This is a genomic window from Thermosulfurimonas marina (genome assembly GCF_012317585.1).
In the GTDB taxonomy this organism is placed as follows: Bacteria; Desulfobacterota; Thermodesulfobacteria; order Thermodesulfobacteriales; family Thermodesulfobacteriaceae; genus Thermosulfurimonas_A; species Thermosulfurimonas_A marina.
Genome location: NZ_CP042909.1, coordinates 711,637 through 727,818 on the forward strand (window position 1 = coordinate 711,637; position 16,182 = coordinate 727,818).

The following is a 16,182-nucleotide window of genomic DNA, read 5'->3' on the forward strand; positions in this document are numbered from 1 at the left end:
TGGGAAATATTTAGACTCAAGTTTGACAGTCGGGAAGGATCGACGAATCTGAAGTAAGCATTTTCGGTCCAAAATACCCCAAAAATGCCCTCTATTTCCCCCTCTCTTTTCATGCTCTACTGTTTTCATTTTCAAATGTTGTGCTACGTATACAAGAATTACCTCTTGATATAAAGAGAGATAATGCTAGCATGTTAGTGCTATGTATATCCGAACCAAAACCTTCAAAAACAAGGACGGGTCCACTAGAACCTACCTCTATATTGTGGAGGGCAAGCGGGTCAACGGAAAGGTACGCCAGAGGATCGTGGCCAACCTGGGGCGCCTGGAAAAACTCCAAGAGGGAGAACTGGATAAGCTGATAGAGGGGCTGGCCAAGTTTTCCCGGAGACAATGGATAGAAGCTCAGGCTCGAAGCATTCAGGCCCAATGGGCCAAGGACTTTGGTCCGGCTTTGATTTTCAGAAGACTTTGGGAAGATCTTAAGCTTAGTAGCATACTGAAGGAGCTTCTTGCCGGAACGGAGATTGCCATAGATGTGGAGGAAGCGGTTTTTGCCATGGTTTTGAACCGGCTCTGTGATCCGGCCTCAAAACTCGGGGTCAGCCGATGGAAGGAGACAGTCTATCGGCCGGAGTTTGAAAGGCTTAAGCTACACCATTTCTACCGGGCTCTTGATTTTCTGGCCGATCATAAGGAGGAAATAGAGGAGAAGCTTTTTGAGAGGATAAGGGATCTATTTCATTTGGAGCTTGATTTGGTGTTTTGGGACACGGCGAGCGTGTATTTTGAGGGGAGAGGGGCGGAGGGGTTTTGCGAGTATGGATTTTCGAAGGATCATCGTCCGGACAGGGTGCAGGTGATATTGGGGTTTCTTATGACGCGGGAGGGGATACCGATAGCCCACGAGGTATTTCCGGGGGCTACGGCGGACGTAGAGACCTTTCGGGTGGTGCTAAAAGACTTACAGAATCGGTTCAGGATAAGGCGGGTCATTCTTGTGGCGGACCGGGGGATGGTGAGTCGGGAGGTGTTAAAGGAGATAGAGGCTATGGGGCTTGAGTACTTGGTGGGGGTGAGGATGCGGAGGCTCAGGGCCATGAAGGAAGTGCTGGGCAGAGGGGGGCGTTTTCGGGAGGTGAAGGGTAACCTTAAGGTGAAGGAAGTCTGGCATGAGGGGAGGCGTTATCTGATTTGTTTCAATCCGGAGGAGGCGGAGAGGGAGAGGCTTTCCCGTGAGGAGATGGTAGGGAAGCTTGAGGAGAAGCTCAAGGCCGGGGGTCTTAAGGGGCTTATAGGGAACCGGGGTTATCGTCGGTATTTGAAGGTGGAGGGGAGTTCGGCGGTTGTTGATCGGGAGGTTTTGGAGGAGGAGGCTAGATATGATGGGAAGTATGTGCTTGAGACGAATGCGGGGTTAAGTGTGGAGGAGGCGGCTTTGGCGTATAGGGGACTTTGGCAGGTAGAGAGGGCCTTTCGGGAGATGAAAAGCGGTCTGGATCTTAGGCCGGTGTATCACTGGACGGAGAAGCGGATTCGGGGGCACATCATGGTATGTTTTTTGGCCTTTGTGCTGGAGGTGGTGCTGATGAGGAGGCTGAGGGAGGTTGGCTACGAGGGAAGTTATCAGGAGGTGATGACGGATCTTGAGCGGCTTAAGGCGGTGGAGGTTACGGTGGATGGGAGGAATTACTTGGTGAGGACGGAACTTGAGGGGAAGGCCTATGAGGTATTCAAGGCGGTGGGGATAAGGGTACCAGGGAGGGTTCTTGAGGTGGGAGGAGAGGATGTTGTGGAACGCGGGGGTAGTATGCCCGGAAACCGTTGATACAAGCGAATTTTTTTGCCCGGGGTGTCAAAGTTGAGGTAAAAAGGAGGACTGGAAACGGAATTCGGCCGAATAACGGTAGATCCCGAAAAATTGGGAAGGGGAAGCGGTTAAGGCAAATTATTTCACCAGAGCCCGATAGGGAAGCAGTCTTTCGGCCAGCGGGTGCCCACTTTCCAGATAATCCTGGGGAGGACCTTCAAAGACCGCGCGGCCCTTCTCGAGGACCAGGAGATGGTCCGCCAATAAAACGAGGAGCGGGTGATTGTCGGCCACTACCAGGGTTTTTCCCGCGGAAAGCATGGCTTCAAAGACCTTCAAGAGCCCCTCGAGATCTCCCAGATGGAGGCCCATAGTGGGAAGGTCGAGGAGGATCAGCTCTTTCCCTCCTCCGGAAAGGAGCTCTCGCGTAAGACGCAGGCGCAACTTCTCTCCCCCAGAAAGGGCCTTCAGGGGCTGGCCCAGGCGCAGATAACCGAGCCCCAGGGCCTCGGCCCTGGAAAGAGGCTCCACCATGCGGGCCACCCGGGAAAAGACCGAAAGGGCCTCGGTGAGGGTAAGGTCGAGGATCTCGGGCACGGAAAGGCCCCGGTAGGTTATCCGCAGAGCTTCCGGGCGCAGCCCCGTGCCCTGACACCCCTCGCAAGGGACCTCCGTGGAAAGTACTCCCGGAATTTCAAAGGTTCTTTCCCCCCTTCCTCCGCAGGTGGGGCAGCGTCCTTCCCGGGAAAAGGGGCTGAAATGCGCCGGACGAAGCCCCAGTTCCCGGGCCCGAGGGGTGGCGGAAAGGAGCTTGCGCAACTCGTCAAAGATTCCCAGGTAGGTGGCCACTAAAGCCCGGGCCGGGGCCGAGATCTCTCCTTCTACCAGGAGGGGATCCCGGTCCTGATACCCGGCCTCTTCCTGTATTTTTCGGAGAAAGAGGGTCTTTCCCGAGCCGGAAGGTCCGCAGACCACGGTAAGGGCCTCCTGGGGCAGGCGCACCCCGGAAAAAGAGAGAAATTTTCGAGGCCTCCGGCGGGGACGCGTAAGGATGCGGCCCCCGGAAAGAAAGGCCCCGGTAGGAAGATCCGCCCGGCGGGAAAGTTCCTCCGGGGGACCACAGAAAAGGAGTTTTCCCCCCTTGCGACCGGCCCCCGGCCCCAGCTCTACCACCATCTCTGCGCTGCGGATAAAGAGGGGATCGTGTTCCACAATCACCACCGTATTCCCGGAAAGGATCAGCTCGCGGACCAGGACCAAAACCTTTTCTTTTTCCAGAGGCGAAAGCCCCAAGCCCGGCTCATCCAGCACGAAAAGGGCCCCGGAGATTTCCAGAGAAAGGAGGGTGGCCAGCTCCACCCGCTGGCGTTCCCCGGTGGAAAGCCGGTGAAAGGGCGAAAAGAGATGAAGATGACCCAGTTCGAGAAAGACCAGTTTTTCAAGAATCCGCAGGAGACGACGGCGGAAGGGACCCCACAGGTCTTCCGGGGCCGGAAGCTTGAGGTCCCGGACAAAGTTCCGCAACTTGCCCAGAGGGGTGGAAAGGATCTCCCGCAGAGGGCTTCCGGAAAGGCGCACCTCAAGGCTTTCCCGCCGGAGGCGAAGGCCCTGGCACCGGGAGCAGATCTCTCCCTCCTTTTCTCCCAATCCCTGACAAGAGGGACAGGCCCCGGCGGGATGATTGTAAGAAAAGGCCCCCGGAGAAAGAGGGGGCAAACCTCTCCCGCAGTAAGGGCAGTAATCGCCTAGGGTGAAACGGAAGAGAGGCCCCTCAAGGACCTCGAGGATCACCGGCCCTCCGGAAAGTCCCTGGGCCAGACGCAAGGCCTCCAGATAACGAAGCCTTTCGGCCCCCTTTTTGATCAACCGATCCACCACCGCCTCAAGACTCTGAATCTCTTTCGGAGGGGCTTCTTCCGTAAGATCCACCGGAGTCCCGTTAATGATGAAACGAGAAAAACCCTCTCCCTGAAGGTAGGAAAGGACCGCCGGAGAAGGCCCAAAGATAGGGGCCCGCACCACTAAGCGCCTTCCCTCCGGAAGTTCGTCGTAAAGGGAAAGGGCTTCGGCCAGGCTTAGGGGACGTACGGGATGCCCGCAGCCCGGGCAGGGTCTTTCTCCGAACTCCGCAAGGAGACCCCGGAGGATCTCCAGGATTCCGGTGACCGTGCCTACGGTGAGGCGGGGATTTTTGGGAGGGACCCTCTGGGGAAGGGCCACCGCCGGGGGAAGGCCTTCGGCCCCCTTTACCGAAGCCGGAGGGGGGACCCTCACCGCCTCCCGGCGCGAGAGGGCCAAAAGGTAGCGGCGCTCCCCCTCCCGGGCCAGGGTATCAAAGGCCAGACTGGATTTTCCGGAACCCGAGGGCCCGGTAACGACAATCAGGGCCCTTTCGGGAAGTTCGAGCTCCCTGATCCGGAGATTATGGGTGGTGATTCCCTCAAGACGCACCCCTTTACTATAATCCGAACCCGTGAGCCATGTAGGCTCCCCCTTCCGGGCTCAGTCCCTCTCCAGCTCGATCAAATCCAGACGGTGACTCCTGTGGGAGCCCAGGAAGGTGCGCTGGAGGGAAAGTACCAGGCCTTCCTTGAGGACGTTTTTGCGCAACCAGTGCAGCGCTAGCCCCTGCCAGTCGCTAAGGCTCTGTGAAAGAAGCACCGGTCGGATACCGTAATAGAAGAGTAGACGTTGACAGACAGACTCGTGGGGGCTGAAAGCATAGATCCACACCGGCAAACGAAATCGAGCCACCTTTATGGCTGTTTCCCCGGATTCCGTGGGAATGATCACCGCCTTCACCTTCAGGTGTTCCACGGTGGTAAAAACATCCAAGGAGAGAACTTCGTCCAGATCAAGCTTCTTTTTCCCCCGGGCCTCAAGGATTTTTTCCCGGACCGGGAAGTACCGCCGCTCCTTTTCGGTGGTCCGGGCGATGCGGGCCATCATCCTCACCGCTTCCACAGGATAGAGCCCGGCGGCGGTCTCTTCCGAAAGCATAAGGCCGTCGGTCCCATCCAAGATGGCGTTGGTCACGTCGGTAACCTCCGCCCGTGTAGGGCGCCGAGTGGTGGTCATGGATTTGAGCATCTGGGTGGCGGTAATGACCACCTTTCCGGCTAGCGCAGCCTTTTCAATAAGAGACTTCTGCACGATAGCGATTTCCTCTATGGGGAGCTCTACCCCCAGATCTCCACGGGCGATCATGATCCCATCGGCCTCCGCCAGGATGGCCGAAAGATGGCGAACCCCTTGGGCCCGTTCGATCTTGGCGATAAGAAAGGGAGCATAGCCCAGAGAACGCGCATACTCTCGGGCCTCGCGCACATCCTCCGGGCCTTGGACAAAGGAAAGCCCGATGGCCTCCACTCCTTGAGAAAGGGCAAAGGCCATGAGACGCCGATCCTCTTCGGTGAAGGCGGAAATCCCTAGGTCCATCCCGGGGAGATTTACTCCCTTGTGGGAAAAGAGTTCCCCTCCCACCACCACTCTTGCTTGGGCCCTGCCTCTGGAGACCTCTTCTACCAGAAGCTGGATAAGACCATCATTTAGATAAATGCTCTGTTTGGGACGCAGGAAATCCAAGAGTCCCGGGAGAGGGATGGGAATAGTCCGGGGATCGGAGGATTTTTCCTCGGGCACAATAAATACTCGAGTTCCCCGTTTGAGTTCCAAGGGTTCTTGAGGGAGAAGCCCTACCCTTATCTTGGGTCCCGGGAGATCGGCCAGAAGGGCTACCCGGCGGCCCACGGCCCGAGCCGCGGCCCGCACCAGAGAGATATATTTTTTGTGGGTCTCCAGGTTCCCATGGGCCAAATTGAGCCGGGCGATCTCCATCCCGGCCTGAATCATCTGTTGTAGCACTTTCTGGGAGGCACAGGCCGGACCAATCGTGGCCACTATCTTGGACTTGGGACGCTCTCTCATCTTTGATTATTCGAGTATATTCCTTAATGACTAAGAAATCACCCGGGCAGAGCTACTTCCGAAAAAGGAGGAGAAACCCTTTCCTCTTGTGGGAAGAAGGGAGTCCTTTATATTCAGGTCCATGGCCCTTTATCACAAACTCAAGCGTCTTATCGGACGGGCCCTTCATCGGTACGAGATGCTCGCTCCGGGGGACCGCATCCTGATCGCCCTTTCCGGCGGGGCCGACAGTCTGGTGCTCACCTATTTCCTTGGGGAGTGGCGGCGCAAGGTGCAGTTTGATTACCAGATCCTGGCCGTACACCTAGACATGGGCTTTCCCCGGGGGCCGGAATATGAAGAGGGCCTAAAGCGCCTGGCGGCCTTCTGTGAGGACCTGGAAGTGCCTTTCCGTTTGCTAAAGACCGACTGCGGAATGCAGGCCCTGGAGGCTGCCGAGCGGGGAAAACCCTCCCCCTGTTTTGTCTGCTCCTGGCACCGCCGCAAGCATCTCTTCCGTCTGGCCGGGGAGGAGGGCTTCAATAAGATCGCCTTCGGTCATCACCGGGACGACCTGGTGGTGACCTTTTTCCTCAATATGTGTTTTCACGGAGAACTTTCCACCATTCTTCCCGTCCAGGAGATGTTTCAGGGACGCCTCTACCTGATAAGACCTCTAATTCTCTGTGAGAAGTCCGCCCTCCAGGCCTTCGCCCAAAAGGAGGACTTTCCCATTGTGGAAAATCCCTGCCCCTTTTCCGGGGAGACCCGGCGGGTCTTTATGGAGCGGTGGCTCGAGGAGCATCTTTATGCCATCAACCCCAAGGTGCGGGGCTCGGTCTTTCGGGCCATCTTCAACTGGCGTCCGGAATATCTCCCGCGGTGACCTTTACTTTAGCGAGAAAGAACTTAAATTTGAGAGATCGGAAGATTAAAGCAGGAGGTGAGGGCCATGCCCATTTACGAATTCCGCTGTGAACACTGCGGTGAACGCTTCGAAAAACTCTGTCTCACCAGCCGGGACGAGCGGGAGACCCGCTGTCCCCGGTGTGGTAGCTCCCGGGTAAAGCGGGAGTTCTCTACCTTCGCCTGCACCCTCGGAGGCGGGGGCCTGGGTTTCGGCTCCTGCGGAAGCGGGGGTACGGGTTTCGGCTTCGGTTGAGCTTAAGGGGCGAGGGGCCGGGCGCCCCTCCCCATAGGTTGTGCGCCCCCGGTTTTCCGGGTTAAATGCCCTCCATGCTGGAGGGTGTGTTTCAATTTTTGCTCGAGACCATTGGTCGCCTCGGCTATCCGGGAATCTTCCTCCTCATGGCCTTAGAATCCTCTTTTTTTCCTTTTCCCAGCGAGGTGGTCATACCGCCAGCGGCCTATCTGGCCGCCAGGGGGGAGATGAGTCTTGCCGGGGTCGTGGCTGCCGGAACGGCGGGAAGCCTCGCCGGAGCCTGGTTTAACTACTTTTTGGCCCTAAAACTCGGACGACCCGCCCTGCGCGGATTTCTCCGGCGCTATGGCCGCTATCTTTTCCTCTCTGAGGGAGCGCTTTTTCAGGTAGAGGATTTTTTTGCCCGCCACGGCCACATTTCCACCTTCGTGGGCCGACTCCTTCCGGGCATCCGGCAATATATCAGCCTTCCGGCCGGGCTGGGACGGATGAATCCCTGGCTTTTCAGCCTCTTTACCGCCCTGGGAGCCGGAATCTGGGTCACGGTGCTGGCCCTCTGTGGCTATCTGGTAGGGAAAAATCAGGAGTTGTTAGGCCGAACCCTTCACCGCGCCGGAGCCGGGGTCACCCTCTTTGCCCTTCTCTGTTTGGGGCTTTATCTGTGGTTTCATTACCGGAAGAAATGAAAGAAGAACACCGGTTCTCCTGGAAAAAGGGCGGCTTTCTCCCCGGCTTCCTTTACTGTGGGAGGTTTATACCCGGAAAGATGCCGCAAGGGCCCTCTCTCTAGCCCAGGCCTTTGTGGTGCTGGCCGAAGACCTGCGCCGAAAATAGTCTTACGGATCCAAGCGGAAGACCGCACGCAATTTGAAGAGTTTTTCCGCCGGAAAGTGTCGGGCCGCAGCGCCGGCCTCCTGCGAGATCTCGGAAAGGATCCTTTCGATCTCCTCCCAGTTACGGGCCACCAGGGTAAACCAAACGTTCAGGCGGTGACGGCGCAGATAGCAGTGGGTCACTTCGGGCCGGGAGGCGATTCTCCAGGCCACCTCCTCGGCCCTTTCCGGGGGCACCGAGACCGCGGCCAGCGTGGTCACAAAGCCCAGGCGCCGGGAATCAGGACTGGCCCCCAAATGCCGCAGGATGCCCCTTTCCTTGAGCCCTCGCAAAAGAGAAAGGACCTCTCCTTCGGAAAGACCCAGTTCCTCCCCTAACCGGGCAAAGGGACGGGAGTCTAGAGGAAGGCCTTCCTGCAGGCGATCCAGAAGGCGTTTTTCCGTGGAGGTGAGCCTGCTCAACCCCTAGACCTCTATGGCCAGGATCTCCAGGTGCCGGACACCGGAAGGGGTACGCACCTCCACCTCTTCGCCTACCTCCTTTCCGATAAGGGCCCGCCCCAGCGGGGAGGTCACGGAAACGAGCCCTTTTTCCACGTCGGACTCATAAGGGCCCACCAGGCGATAGACCAATTCTTCCTCGGTATCCAGATCCAGGAGTCTTACCTTCACTCCGAATTGCACCCGCGAGGGTGGTTCTTTGGGGATCTCGATCACCTCGGCTCGGGCTAGGCGATCGGAAAGCTCCTGGATGCGCCCTTCAATATGGGCCTGACGCTCCTTGGCCGCCTCATATTCGGCGTTTTCGGAAATGTCCCCGTGGGCCCGGGCCTCCTCAATGGCCTTGACCACGTCCCGGCGCTCCACGGTCTTGAGGCGTTCGAGTTCGGCCTTCAGACGCTGAAAGCCCTCGGGAGTAAAAGGAATGCGCTCCATAAGTCTCTACCCCTTTATGAGAAAATTTAGAAGTATACCCAGAAATATTACCACGCTTATGGCCCCGTTAAAGGTAAAAAAGGCCAGGTCGAGGCCTTCCAGAGTCCGGGGATTGACCGTTAGGCGCTGGGCTAAGAAGAGGGCGGCCGTAAGAGCCAGAGCCAGATAATAGGGCCAGGTAAGGTCGAAGGCCCGACCCGCGGCGGCAAAGAAGAGAAAGGCCAGGAGGTGAAAGAAGGCCGAGAGGCGGAAGGCTCGGCGGCGGCCAAAACGGGCGGGAACGGAGTGAAGCCCGACCTGGCGATCGAAGGCCTCATCCATGCAAGCATAAAGGATATCAAAGCCCGCCACCCAGAAGATCACCCCGGCCGCCAGAAGAAAGATCCCCGGCTCAGAGAAGGCCCCGCGCACGGCCACATATCCCCCCAGCGGGGCCAGGGCCAGGGCCGCCCCCAGGAAAAGATGGCAGAGCCAGGTGAAACGTTTGGTGTAAGAATAGATGAGGATCACCATGTAGGCGATGGGGGAGAGCTTGAGGGTAAGCTTATTGAGTCCTGCGGCACAGAGATAATAGAGGAAGGAGGCCGCGAAAAAGAGAAGCCAGGCCTCGGCCGGCTTTACGGCCCCGGTTACCAGATGGCGATTGCGGGTGCGAGGGTTTTCCGCGTCAAAGGGGAGATCGGCCAGGCGGTTAAAGGTCATGGCTGCGGTGCGGGCCCCCACCATGCAGCCCAGGATAAGAAGGGCCGGTTTGGCCGCCGGAAATCCCTTGGCCGCAAGCACCGCTCCGGCATAGGCAAAGGGCAGGGCAAAAATGGTGTGTTCAAATTTGATCATCTCCAGGAGGAGCTTAATTTTGGTCAACATCTTGGCCTTCCAGGACTACCCCAATCCTCCGATGAGAAGATACTTTATCTTTAAGATCCACCTTTCCCGGTCCCACTGGGCCTCCTCAAGGGTCCTGAATTTCTTGATCCCTCGAGGAACACGCAAGAGAGGGTAAATGGGCCGAAGCTTCCCCCGGCGCAATTTCGCAAGAAAGGAAGGGAGATCCGCGGCAGCCTCTTCCAGGGTGCGATATCTTTTGATCATAGGCCCTTCCAGCGCCGGGGATTCTCCACGGGAAATCCCAGGAATTCGGCCAGGCGCCGTGCAAAAAAGTCTACCATGTCTTCCAGGGTTCGGGGACGGTGATAGAAGGCGGGCATGGCCGGATAGATTACTGCTCCGGCCTCGGCTGCGGCCAGCATGTTCCGCAGGTGGATGAGGTTGAAGGGGGTCTCTCGTACCACCAGCACCAGGGGCCGGCGCTCCTTGAGCATCACGTCCGCGGCCCGCTGAAGGAGGTTGCGGGCCGAGCCCCGGGCTACGGCCGAAAGGGTTCCCATGGAGCAGGGCAAAACGACCATCCCTCGATAAGGAGCGGAGCCGCTGGCCGGAGGGGCGGAGAGTTCCCCCTCCCGAAAGACCCGCGCACAGAGTTCCTCAAGGTCCGCCAGGGTGAGCCCGGTTTCATGCTCCAGCACGGAAAGGCCCGGGTCGGTCACAATGACCTCCGCCGGCTGGGAAAGCTCCCGCAGGAGTCGCAGGAAGGCCACCGCATAGGGGGCTCCGCTGGCTCCGGTTATGCCCACTAAGAGTCTTTTTTCCATTTCCGGGCCTCCTCGCGGGCCAGACGATCGCAGCGTTCGTTTTCGGGGTGTCCGGCATGGCCCTCCACCCAGATCCACTCCACCTGGTGGACCTTGAGAAGCCGGGAAAGCTCCTCCCAGAGGTCCCGGTTTTTCACCGCTTTACCCCCAGAGAGGCGAAAACCCGCTCTTTCCCAGCGGGGGAGCCATTCCGTAGCCCCTTGAAGGAGATATCGGGAATCGGTGTAAATCTTCACCCGGCAGGGGCGTTTTAAGGCCTTCAGGGCCTCGATGGCCGCCCGCAGTTCCATACGGTTGTTGGTGGTTTGGGGCTCACCCCCGGTGAGGACCCTTTCCTTTCCCCGGGCCCGGAGAAGAGCCGCAAAGCCCCCGGGGCCGGGATTCCCCAGACAGGCTCCGTCCACGAAGATCTCCACCGTGTCCGAGGGACCTTCCTTTCGGGCCAGATACTCCCGCACGATCTCCGCCCCGGAGCTGGTTCCCAGCCGAGCCGCCCCGGCCGAAAGCAAGGCCAGGGCCTGTTCCAGGGTGCGAATCCCTCCGGCAGCCTTGACCTTGGCCCGTCCGCGGGCGGCCTCCACCAGAAGGCGCACGTCCTCCACCGTAGCCCCTCCCGGACCAAAGCCCGTAGCGGTCTTGAGATAGGCCACCCCGGTCTCCGGAAGCCGGCGGGCCAGCTCCCGCTTTTCTTCCACCGAAAGATATCCGCACTCCAGGATCACCTTCACCGGAGCCGGTTCCGCCGCCCGGACCACCTCTTCCACCTCGGAAAGGGCCTCGGCCAGGGCCCCGGATTTCACCAGGGTCAGATTCAGCACCATGTCCAGTTCTTCGGCCCCGAGGTCGGTGTAAAGTTCGGCCTGGGCCACTTTGATCTCCACCGGCTCAAAACCCAGGGGAAACCCCACCACGGTGACTACCTTCACCGGGGAGCCGGAAAGGAGACCCCGGGCCAGAGGCACATACACCGGGGGCACACAGACCCCGGCCATGCCGAATTCCCGGGCCTCCTCACAGAGGCGGCGGATGTCCGCTTCCGTAGCCGTAGGTCGCAAACAGGTGTGCTCGATATAGGGGGCGGGGTTGCGCATACCTCTGTTTAACCCTTGTCTTTGGAGGATGGCAAGGGTTATCATGGGGCTATGAGATACTATCCCGTCTTTTTAAAACTTGAAGGCCGGCTCTGTGTGGTGGTGGGGGGAGGGGAGGTGGCGGAGCGCAAGGTGGAGGCCCTGCTGGAGGCCGGGGCCCGGGTGCGGGTCATCGCCCCGGAGGTCACGGAGACCCTCCGGCGGTGGGCCGAAGAGGGGCGGGTGGAACTCGAGGTCCGTCCGTATCGGGAGGGAGATCTTTCCGGGGCCTGGCTGGTAGTCGCGGCTACCGATGATCCCGGGGTGCAGGAGGCCGTATTCCGGGAGGCTGAGGAGCGGGGGCTCTTTTGCAATGTGGTGGACAAACCGGAAATCTGCTCTTTTATTGTCCCCTCGGTGGTGCGGCGGGGCAGGTTGCAGCTGGCCATCTCCACCTCCGGGGCCAGCCCGGCGGCGGCCCGCAGGATTCGCGAGCGGCTGGAGGAAGAATTTGGGCCGGAGTGGGAAGTTTATCTGGAGCTCATGGCCCGCTGGCGGCGGGAGATCCTCTCCCGCGATCTCCCCGAGGAGGAACGCCGGGTCCTCTTCAACCGGCTGGCCCTGGCCCCCCTTCCGGAGTGGATCCGCCAGGGCGACTGGCATTATGTGCGGGCCCTGGCCGAAAAAGAAGGACTAAGTTTTCCGGAAGACTTAAAGTGAAGGCTAATCAAGGATTTACCCTCATAGAGCTGGCCATTACCCTGGTGATTATAGGGATTCTGCTAGGTATGGGTGCGGGTCTAGTAGGACTTTTGATCAAGAGGTCTCGTTACAACGAGAATCTTGAACGCCTGAGGTCCAATGTGGAGGCCCTCATCGGTTACGCCCTCACCCACAACGGAAGACTTCCCTCCTCAGCTAATTGCTCTCAGGCCTTAAAATACATCAAGGATGTTTGGGGCAAAGATTTTGTGTGTGTTATAGCCCCCGAACTATCCTCTACCGGTACTTGTGCTCGCCAAAAGACTTCTTTGCAGGTCATTGATTACAATGAAGGGAATCAGACCAAAAGTGACCTAGCTTTTGTAATTTTTAGTGGTGGGCCCAATTACAATCTCCAAACAGCTAGTAATTCTCCTATAAGGATCTATACCCCGGATACGGCCAGTGTGGACGATAATCCCTCGGATCTCAATCGTCCCGAAAGTTATGACGATATGGTGCAATATGTTAGCCTTAACGAACTTAAAGCCAAGTTGAAATGTCCTTATCGAGAAGAATATCTGCGAATATTGAATAATGAGTTGCCCTCTGGCTATGAAAATTCTACATATAATGCACGAGTTTATGCGGCAGGAGGAGTCCCTTTTACGGGAGAGGCTTATGAATGGTGTGTAGAAGACCGTGACGGTTTGGTGGGTATAGGTCTCGGGCTAGACTGCAATGGTACCAATCCCGTGGCTCCTGATGGTAATTGTTCGGACGGTAATGATCTTTGGCCTCGGTGTGCTTACCTACAATTTTCAGGAAATGCCACCGGGTCCGGCACCTACAGGTTGACCTTTTTTGTGAGAGATGCGGACGGAAGCGTGGTTCAAAAGAGCCTTGCTTTGACTATCAACCCCTAGCCAAGACCAGCCTCAGCAAGAGGGCCAGAGCTCCGGCGGCCAGATCGTCGGCCATGATCCCCCAGCCGCCGGGAAGTCTCTCAAAGAGCTTGAGGGGCCAGGGTTTGAAGATGTCCAGGAGACGGAAAAGTAGAAAGGCCCCCAGGAGTTCGAGCCCGGAGTGAAAGGCCAGGGCCGCCAGATAGGCCCCGGCCACCTCGTCGAGGATCACGCAGGAGGGGTCTTCCTCCGTAAGCCTCCGGGCCACCCGCCCCGAGGCCCAGACCCCGATAAGGGTGAGCCCGGCAAGGAGGGCGCCCTTTCCTCCTAAAGGCCACCCTGCGGTGGCCCAGGCCAGGAAAATCCCCACCCCCGAGCCCCAGGTGCCCGGGGCCCAGGGGATCTTCCCCAGACCGAAGCAGGTGGCCGCCAGCCAGGCCAGACGCTCAGTAATCTTCAAGGATCCAGCGTCCGTTCTTGATCTTCACGATAATCATGGAGGATTCATCGAGCCCGTTGTGGTCCTCTGGGGTAAAACGATAGACCCCGCTTATTCCCACATAACCCCTGAGGTTCTCGATGGCCTCCCGTACCCTTTCCCGATCCGGCCCCACCTTCTTCAGGGCCCGGGCCAGGATCATGACCGCATCCCAGGCGTACCCGGAATGGGTGTTGATGGGGAACTCGCGGTCGTAATGATAGACCTCCCGGTAAAGGTGCACGAAATGGGCGATCACCGGCTTCTGAGGGTCGGAGTCCGGAAGTTGCTCCCAGGCCATGAGCTTGGTGGAGGGCATGAGGTTGCCCTCGGCCGCCGGGCCGGCAAGCTCGATATATTTGGGATCCGGGAGCCCGTGACACTGGAAAAGAGGCACGGGGAGGCCCAGCTGTTTCACATTCTTGGCGATAATGGCCCCGGCCGGCCCAATAGTCCAGGCCACGATTACCTGGGGGCGCCTGCGCCAGATTTTGGCCAGCTGGGTGGTCATGTCCGTATCCCGGGGATTAAAGGACTCGGCGGCCACAATGGTCAACCCGTACTCCGGGGCCAGCTTTTCCAGCCACTTGCGGCCGTCCTTGCCGAACCCATCGGTGGCCGTAAGGAGTCCTACTTTGGTGAGGCCCTTTTTCCGAAGATAGCCGTAGATCTTGCGTACGGCGGTGCTTGAACGCTGGGGGGTCTTGAAGATGTAACGGTAGGAACCGAATCGTCCCCCCATGATTACCGGGTCTCCACCCACGGTCATGATGGTGGGCACCCGGGCCGCCTCCACCAGGGGCTTTACCGCCATGCCGGTTCCGGTGCGGGTGGGGCCGATGATCGCCACCACTTTTTCCTTGTAAATAAAACCCACGGCCTTGCTGGGATCGCCCTCCGTATCTCCCAGGACCAGCTTTAGCGGCCGGCCATGAATTCCCCCCTCCTTGTTGATCTCCGCCACCAGCTTGGTGGGGGTCCCGATGAAGGCCGCCGGCCCGGAAAGGGCAAAAAGGGCCCCGATCTTGATGGACTCCTGGGCGAAAACCCCTCCGCAAAGCCCCAGAAGAAAGAGGCCCACTAAAAACAGCCCCTTCCGCATAAGCTTCCTCCTTTTAAAGGATCTTCCCCCTCATATCATTTTCCCATATAGGCTTCAAGGACGGCGGGATGGTTCCGGACCTCCTCCCGAAGGGCTCGGGGAAGGTGAAGGAGGGCGGAAAGGAACCCGGTTTGGCGCCGAAGGTGGAACCCGCAAAGGACGTTTTCCAGCACACTCATCCCCGGAAAGATACGGATATGCTGAAAGGTACGGGCCAGGCCCCGGGCGGCCCTCTCCCAGGGAGAAAGCCCCTTAAGGGAGGCCCCTCCAAGGCGGACCTCTCCTTCGTCTTCGGAAAGGATTCCGGAGATAATGTTCAAGGAGGGTGGTCTTGCCCGCTCCGTTGGGCCCGATAAGGCCCACAATCTCCCCGGGCCGCACGCGAAAACTCACCCGGGAAAGGACCGCAAGCCCTCCGAAGCTTTTACTCACCCCGTCTATCTCAAGCATCTCCTCTCCAGCGCTTCCCCAGCCCGCTCAGGCCCTCGGGGAAAAGATGAGAAGCCCCATGAGAAGCCCTCCATAAAAGAAATCCCGGTAGTCTTCCAGGATCTCCAGAAGGTGGGGAAGAGGGGTGAGGACTCCGGCCCCGAGGAGAGCTCCCCAGAGGGAGCCCTTTCCCCCGAAAAGGCACATGGTGACCAGTTCTACGGAAAAGAAAATGTCAAAGGTTTTGGGACTGATAAAGGAGAGATAATGGGCATAGAAGGCCCCGGCCAGAAGGGCGCAGGCCGCACTCACGGCAAAGGCCAGAATCTTGTAGCGCAGGGGAGAGATCCCCAGACAGGCGGCCGCGGCCTCCTCGGAGAGGGCCTTGAGGGCCCGGCCCTCTCCGGAGTGCACCAGGTTAAAAAGGAAAAAAAGGCGGCCAGGGTCACCCCCCATAAGAAGTAATAAAAGAGGGGGTCCCCGGAAAGGACATAAGGGCCTAAACGGTAGGGAGGTATACCCGGAAGGCCCGGAGGGCCTCCGGTGAGTCCTTCGGCCTCCACCAGGAAGTAGTAAACCATGAGGTTGAAGGCCAGGGTGGCCATGACCAGGTAGTTTCCTTTAAGGCGCAGGATCAGGCGTCCGAGGAGAGCAGCCAGCAAGGTCCCTCCGGCCACCACCGCCAGGGTGGAAAGAAGGGGAGGGATCCCCAGCCTGAGGGAAAGGAGGGCCGAGCCATAGGCTCCCAAGGCCCAGAAGCCGGCGTGCCCCAGCGAGATCTCCCCGGCATAACCGATGAGAAGGACCAGACCCGAGACCGTGAGTACATTTAAGGCAGTGAAATTGGCCACCGTGAGCGTGCAGAAAGATGGAGGCCCCGATGGTGATAAAAATGAGGGCGAGGGGGCCCCGGGTGCGGGCCGGCCGAAGGGCCACCCTTTCCAGGAGAAAGCCGCAAAGGCCCGCTCCGAGGACGGCCAGAAGGGCCGCAAGGAGCCAGGGGAGCTCCAGGTCCTTTAAGGAGGGTTCCGGCGAGAAAGCCGGCCAGGGTCAAAAAGTCCCCCTGAGCAAAGTTTACGATGCACAGGCTCTTTTCCACCACGCAGAAACCCAGGGCCACCAGGGCATAAATGGCCCCGGCCGTAAGCCCGGAAAAGACAAACTGCAGAAGAACCCAGGCCTCCATACGCCTGTCTT

General features: G+C 58.8%; 21 protein-coding genes and 1 pseudogene. 6 read left to right on the forward strand and 16 right to left on the reverse strand.

Annotated elements, in window-relative coordinates; translation table 11 throughout:
- Nucleotides 1-202: 202 nt before the first annotated feature.
- The gene (locus FVE67_RS03800; RefSeq protein WP_168719325.1) at nt 203-1,828 is read left to right on the forward strand and encodes an IS1634 family transposase; all 1,626 of its coding nucleotides are present in this window, start codon (nt 203-205) and stop codon (nt 1,826-1,828) included.
- Between the two features lie 120 nt (nt 1,829-1,948).
- Here the strand turns inward: FVE67_RS03800 and FVE67_RS03805 are convergent, their stop codons facing one another.
- Together FVE67_RS03805 and pyk are read right to left on the reverse strand one after the other, a co-directional pair.
- Nucleotides 1,949-4,261 carry an excinuclease ABC subunit UvrA gene (locus FVE67_RS03805; protein ID WP_168719326.1) on the reverse strand — a complete coding sequence of 771 codons (2,313 nt, stop codon included), beginning with the start codon at nt 4,259-4,261 and terminating at the stop codon, nt 1,949-1,951.
- A 51-nt stretch (nt 4,262-4,312) separates the two neighbouring features.
- On the reverse strand, nt 4,313-5,737 hold the full coding sequence (gene pyk / locus FVE67_RS03810; RefSeq protein WP_168719327.1) for a pyruvate kinase: 1,425 nt from the start codon (nt 5,735-5,737) through the stop codon (nt 4,313-4,315).
- Between the two features lie 121 nt (nt 5,738-5,858).
- Between pyk and FVE67_RS03815 the strand changes: the two genes are divergently transcribed.
- The 3 genes from FVE67_RS03815 (at nt 5,859) to FVE67_RS03825 (ending at nt 7,564) form a co-directional block, all read left to right on the forward strand.
- On the forward strand, nt 5,859-6,602 hold the full coding sequence (locus tag FVE67_RS03815; RefSeq protein ID WP_168719328.1) for a tRNA lysidine(34) synthetase: 744 nt from the start codon (nt 5,859-5,861) through the stop codon (nt 6,600-6,602).
- 66 nt (nt 6,603-6,668) lie between these two features.
- Nucleotides 6,669-6,878 carry an FmdB family zinc ribbon protein gene (locus FVE67_RS03820; protein WP_168719329.1) on the forward strand — a complete coding sequence of 70 codons (210 nt, stop codon included), beginning with the start codon at nt 6,669-6,671 and terminating at the stop codon, nt 6,876-6,878.
- Between the two features lie 86 nt (nt 6,879-6,964).
- Nucleotides 6,965-7,564 (forward strand): DedA family protein, encoded by a 600-nt coding sequence (locus FVE67_RS03825; protein ID WP_246167922.1) that lies wholly within the window; start codon nt 6,965-6,967, stop codon nt 7,562-7,564.
- 150 nt (nt 7,565-7,714) lie between these two features.
- On the opposite strand, the gene FVE67_RS03830 is transcribed toward FVE67_RS03825, so the two are convergent.
- From FVE67_RS03830 to deoC, 7 genes and pseudogenes are all read right to left on the reverse strand, one after another.
- Nucleotides 7,715-8,173 carry an Lrp/AsnC family transcriptional regulator gene (locus FVE67_RS03830; RefSeq protein WP_168719331.1) on the reverse strand — a complete coding sequence of 153 codons (459 nt, stop codon included), beginning with the start codon at nt 8,171-8,173 and terminating at the stop codon, nt 7,715-7,717.
- 3 nt (nt 8,174-8,176) lie between these two features.
- On the reverse strand, nt 8,177-8,647 hold the full coding sequence (gene greA, locus FVE67_RS03835) for a transcription elongation factor GreA (protein WP_168719332.1): 471 nt from the start codon (nt 8,645-8,647) through the stop codon (nt 8,177-8,179).
- Nucleotides 8,648-8,653: 6 nt separating this feature from the next.
- On the reverse strand, nt 8,654-9,514 hold the full coding sequence (locus FVE67_RS03840; protein ID WP_168719333.1) for a 4-hydroxybenzoate octaprenyltransferase: 861 nt from the start codon (nt 9,512-9,514) through the stop codon (nt 8,654-8,656).
- A 15-nt stretch (nt 9,515-9,529) separates the two neighbouring features.
- Nucleotides 9,530-9,739, reverse strand: coding sequence for a hypothetical protein (locus FVE67_RS03845; protein WP_168719334.1), 210 nt, complete (start codon nt 9,737-9,739; stop codon nt 9,530-9,532).
- The gene (locus FVE67_RS03850; RefSeq protein WP_168719335.1) at nt 9,736-10,299 is read right to left on the reverse strand and encodes a UbiX family flavin prenyltransferase; all 564 of its coding nucleotides are present in this window, start codon (nt 10,297-10,299) and stop codon (nt 9,736-9,738) included. Before FVE67_RS03850 ends, FVE67_RS03845 begins: the two co-directional genes overlap by 4 nt.
- Complete coding sequence (gene rnhA / locus FVE67_RS09545; protein ID WP_425505384.1) at nt 10,281-10,745, reverse strand: ribonuclease HI; 465 nt, start codon at nt 10,743-10,745, stop codon at nt 10,281-10,283. Before rnhA ends, FVE67_RS03850 begins: the two co-directional genes overlap by 19 nt.
- Before the next feature lie 21 nt (nt 10,746-10,766).
- Nucleotides 10,767-11,435, reverse strand: a pseudogene (gene deoC / locus FVE67_RS09550) (deoxyribose-phosphate aldolase); the annotation flags it as partial.
- 6 nt (nt 11,436-11,441) lie between these two features.
- Between deoC and FVE67_RS03865 the strand changes: the two are divergent.
- Together FVE67_RS03865 and FVE67_RS03870 are read left to right on the forward strand one after the other, a co-directional pair.
- Nucleotides 11,442-12,089, forward strand: a complete 648-nt coding sequence (locus tag FVE67_RS03865; protein ID WP_168719336.1) for a precorrin-2 dehydrogenase/sirohydrochlorin ferrochelatase family protein — start codon at nt 11,442-11,444, stop codon at nt 12,087-12,089.
- Nucleotides 12,086-12,997 (forward strand): type II secretion system protein, encoded by a 912-nt coding sequence (locus FVE67_RS03870; RefSeq protein WP_168719337.1) that lies wholly within the window; start codon nt 12,086-12,088, stop codon nt 12,995-12,997. Before FVE67_RS03865 ends, FVE67_RS03870 begins: the two co-directional genes overlap by 4 nt.
- On the opposite strand, the gene FVE67_RS03875 is transcribed toward FVE67_RS03870, so the two are convergent.
- From FVE67_RS03875 to FVE67_RS03905, 7 genes are read right to left on the reverse strand one after another with little or no spacing between them, the layout of a single operon-like run.
- Nucleotides 12,987-13,436 carry a phosphatidylglycerophosphatase A family protein gene (locus FVE67_RS03875; RefSeq protein WP_168719338.1) on the reverse strand — a complete coding sequence of 150 codons (450 nt, stop codon included), beginning with the start codon at nt 13,434-13,436 and terminating at the stop codon, nt 12,987-12,989. The two genes, FVE67_RS03870 and FVE67_RS03875, sit on opposite strands and share 11 nt — an antisense overlap.
- Complete coding sequence (locus FVE67_RS03880; RefSeq protein ID WP_168719339.1) at nt 13,423-14,556, reverse strand: ABC transporter substrate-binding protein; 1,134 nt, start codon at nt 14,554-14,556, stop codon at nt 13,423-13,425. Before FVE67_RS03880 ends, FVE67_RS03875 begins: the two co-directional genes overlap by 14 nt.
- A gap of 35 nt (nt 14,557-14,591) precedes the next feature.
- On the reverse strand, nt 14,592-14,876 hold the full coding sequence (locus FVE67_RS03885) for an ATP-binding cassette domain-containing protein (RefSeq protein ID WP_168719340.1): 285 nt from the start codon (nt 14,874-14,876) through the stop codon (nt 14,592-14,594).
- On the reverse strand, nt 14,809-15,006 hold the full coding sequence (locus tag FVE67_RS03890; RefSeq protein ID WP_168719341.1) for an ATP-binding cassette domain-containing protein: 198 nt from the start codon (nt 15,004-15,006) through the stop codon (nt 14,809-14,811). The genes FVE67_RS03885 and FVE67_RS03890 overlap by 68 nt, the downstream gene beginning before the upstream one ends.
- A gap of 27 nt (nt 15,007-15,033) precedes the next feature.
- Complete coding sequence (locus FVE67_RS03895; RefSeq protein WP_168719342.1) at nt 15,034-15,399, reverse strand: branched-chain amino acid ABC transporter permease; 366 nt, start codon at nt 15,397-15,399, stop codon at nt 15,034-15,036.
- Nucleotides 15,294-15,836, reverse strand: a complete 543-nt coding sequence (locus FVE67_RS03900) for a branched-chain amino acid ABC transporter permease (RefSeq protein ID WP_168719343.1) — start codon at nt 15,834-15,836, stop codon at nt 15,294-15,296. The genes FVE67_RS03895 and FVE67_RS03900 overlap by 106 nt, the downstream gene beginning before the upstream one ends.
- Complete coding sequence (locus tag FVE67_RS03905) at nt 15,815-16,171, reverse strand: ABC transporter permease subunit (RefSeq protein WP_168719344.1); 357 nt, start codon at nt 16,169-16,171, stop codon at nt 15,815-15,817. The genes FVE67_RS03900 and FVE67_RS03905 overlap by 22 nt, the downstream gene beginning before the upstream one ends.
- Nucleotides 16,172-16,182 lie beyond the last annotated feature (11 nt).